General features: G+C 68.2%; 1 protein-coding gene and 1 pseudogene. One reads left to right on the forward strand and one right to left on the reverse strand.

Annotation, left to right across the window (positions count from 1 at the left end):
- Positions 1-790: 790 nt before the first annotated feature.
- Positions 791-2356 (reverse strand): alpha/beta hydrolase, encoded by a 1566-nt coding sequence (locus tag ACIQFZ_RS43305; protein ID WP_402693987.1) that lies wholly within the window; start codon positions 2354-2356, stop codon positions 791-793.
- Positions 2357-2651: 295 nt separating this feature from the next.
- Between ACIQFZ_RS43305 and ACIQFZ_RS43310 the strand changes: the two are divergent.
- Positions 2652-2996: pseudogene (locus tag ACIQFZ_RS43310) on the forward strand (tyrosine-type recombinase/integrase); the annotation flags it as partial.
- Between the last annotated feature and the right edge of the window lie 261 nt (positions 2997-3257).

The raw sequence follows: 3257 nt of genomic DNA on the forward strand, positions 1-3257 counted from the left end.
AAGTCCCGGCACAGCGCGTTGAAGCAGGAAGCCCCCGGAAGGGTCAGACGACCCAGGCCGGAATCCCTGGACTTTAGGCCAGGGAGCACGTCAAGTCCTACACCTTGACGGAGTTGGGGCGGTTGACTGCGCCCCGCTGCCACGCAGCCTCGCCACGGTAGGACCGGCTGCGCACCGACAACGGGGCAGACGGTAGTGGGCCGTACACCCTGACCAGGTACACGAAGGACCGGGAGGCCGTCCTTGCGCCGAACGAGCGCTACCGGGGCGCCGTCAGGAGCACCGGGCGGCCCATCTCCCTGCGCTACGTTGCTCCGTCTTGTTCCTCGCACAGTAGGAGCGCTGAGAGAGCCGGGTGGGAGATGCAGGGGGGTGTATGGCAGTTGGAGGCCGTCGGCCGTCGAGGGAGCGCTTGTATTTCCGCAGGTCGGCTACGGTACGCAAGCGCGTTCATGACCGGGCCCTCGTTGAGGTTCGGGGCTGTCTGCAGGACTGGGACGACGGCCGCGAGGCGCCGGCGGCTTACCGCAAGCGCGTCGAAACGAGTTGCACAGCCACATCCCGCGGGTGCGGGGAGCAGCGCGTCACCTCCGGCGGCGCGAGCCGCGTGCAGGGACCATCCCTGCGGGAGCGGGAGCGGGAGCAGGAACTGGCCGTCGTGTTCGCCGCGTCGTCGCAGTCTCTGACCTATGCGGGAGCGCCGGTGACGCCGCTGTTCCCCGTGCCTCTCAGGCGAGTCCGCAATGGCCCGATGGGCCTCGATCTTCGAGACTCGCTTTCTGCCCCTGCGTCAGGTGCAGACGGTGCCCACGGGTGGGAGCTGACCGTTCAGCAGGTATCGGTCGATCGCGGTGTCGACGCAGGTGCTGCCCTGCAAGAAGGCTGTGTGGCCGTCGCCGTTCCTGGTGAGGAGGCGGCCCGAGGAGAGCTGGCGGGCGAGCGCCTGGGACCAGGCGTAGGGCGTGGCCGGGTCGCGGGTGGTGCCGACGACCAGGATCGGCGGGGTGCCGGGTGCGGTGATGCGATGCGAGGGCTGGGTCGGCCCGACCGGCCAGTGCGCACACACCTGGAGGAAAGTGGAGTCGAGCGACCCGAACTGGGGTGAGACACGGACGAACTCGGGGAGTGCCGCCTTAGCCTGCGCGGGGGTGAACCGTGGGCCGAGCGGGGCGCTGAGGCAGCTGACCGCCGTAAAATCCAAGCCGCCGACGACGGAGTTTTTCTGGTCCGCGGCGGAGAGTTTCTGCAGCCCGGTGGTGTCGCGGTGGGTCACCTCGCTCAGCAACACGCGCAGGTCCTCCCACGCGGGCGCCCGCAGCGCTATCGTCACAACAGCAAGGAGGAATTGCCCTGTGATGGTGACGTCCTTGCCTGGCTGGAGCGGGTTCTGGTCGAGTGCGGCCACCAGGGCGTCGAGGGTGCGGTTGGCTTCCTCGACAGAGTGGCCGACGGGGCAGTCGGTGCGGGTGGCGCAGTCGGCGGCGAAGGACTCCCAGGCGACCTGGTATCCGTGCGCGGAGTCCAGGAAGCGGTGGTAGCCGTCGATGGAGGGGTCTACGGCTCCGTCCAGGACCATGCGGCCCACACGGGAGGGGAAGAGTTCGGCATAGGTGGTCCCGAGGTAGGTGCCGTAGGAGAGGCCGAGGAAGTGCAGCCGTTCGTCTCCGACGAGGGCGCGCATGAGGTCCAAGTCCCGTGCTGCCTCCAGGGTGCCGACGTGGGGCAGTAGCCGCCCGGAGTGCAGTCGGCACGCATCGGCGATCTTTTCGTTCACCGCGTCCACGCCCTCGAAGTCCGGTTTCCCGGCGGTGGTGATCACACCAGCATTGGGGAGGGCCAGGGCCGTGTCGGTGTTGCAGTCCACCGGGGTGCTGCCGCCGACCCCCCGCGGGTCGACCGCGACAAGGTCGTAGGCGGCGCGCATCGATGGCGAGAAGGCATCAGCGGCGGCCCACAGTCGGGTGATGGCCGAGAAGCCTGGACCACCGGGGTTGTACAGCAGGGAGCCGATCCGTTTCGGGCCGGTCCCGGTGGCCCGTTTGCGGGTGGCCGCCAGCGTGATGTCGCCCGCGTCGGGGTGGGCGTAGTCCAGCGGCGCCTTCAGGGTCGTGCACTGGAAGGCCGGTTTGTCCGGGCAGGGTTTCCAGTCCAGCTGCTGCTGGTAATAGTGCAGCAGACCTGCCGGGAGCGGGGCCGTGGCAGCGGTGGTCTCCGTTCCGGCGGGGATATGTGCCGCGCTCAGCCGCAGGTGGGTGGCCGTGCACGAGGTCAGCAGCAGCCCGCCGGCGCTCAGCACCGCAAGCGCGCCGCGGAGCCTGCGCCGGGGTATTCGGTCACTGGTCGGGTTAGCGTTCATCGCCAGCCTCGCTTCTGCCCGCGCGGGACACGGGACTTGTGGGGATCGAGGGTGGGGTAGCGATCGCCGGCCCTGGCGCCGGGACCCGTCCTCGAGCGGCGCTCTCGCCGATCCGCCTCGCGATGTGTAACCAATTCACCACAGATCGTGTCCGTGTGTCCGTTCGGCTGAGCCGAATGCGTGAACCGTGCTGTTCCATGTTTCATACGGGGCCCCGACATGACTTCCCGCGGCCATAGGTGGGGTCACAGGTGATGGAACCCTCTCTGACCTGCTCTTTTCGTAACAACTACTGAGCCCGCTGTCCGACGGGCACGTCTTCGTCGGGCCGCAGGGCGGGCAGCTGCGACGGAGTAACTTCCGGGACGACTGGGTCAAGGCCCGGAAGGCTGCGGGCGTCACGGCCGAGCTGCACTTCGACGATCTTCGGCACACGGGCAACACGCTGGCCTCGACTGCCGGGGCCAGCACGCGGGAGTTGATGACGCGGATGGGCCACAGCAGCCCACGAGCCGCGTTGATCTATCAGCACATGACCAGCGATCGTGACCGGGCCATCGCCGACCGGCTTGGTGCCATGATCCGGGGCGGTGGGGGAGCGGCTTTCGACTCCTCCGCGAAGGACCCTGCGGGCCCGTAGTGGCACGCCTGTGGCACGGGTTCTATCGCTCTTGCGGTCCGTGCGAGCTCCGCCAAAACGAGCCCTCGTGCTTCATCTTCAGTCCCTTCAGTTGTAGATCATGGTCGGGGTCGTAGTTCGTCGACCTCGTTGGTCGGGTAACTGGCCTGTATGCAGGTCGAGTTAGTGGATGTTGTGGCCACGGTGTCGGACCGGGAGTGGGCGGAGGAGTGGGCCGGGCAGCTGGATGACCTGCTGCTGGAGGTCGGCCGGTTCTTCCCG

Origin of the sequence: Streptomyces sp. NPDC093064 (genome assembly GCF_044754605.1) — a bacterium.
Classification (GTDB): Bacteria; Actinomycetota; Actinomycetes; order Streptomycetales; family Streptomycetaceae; genus Streptomyces.

Bases quoted from the DNA above. Each gene is read 5' to 3' on its own strand.
- ACIQFZ_RS43305 (WP_402693987.1), bottom strand. From the start codon at position 2,356: ATGAACGCTAACCCGACCAGTGACCGAATACCCCGGCGCAGGCTCCGC.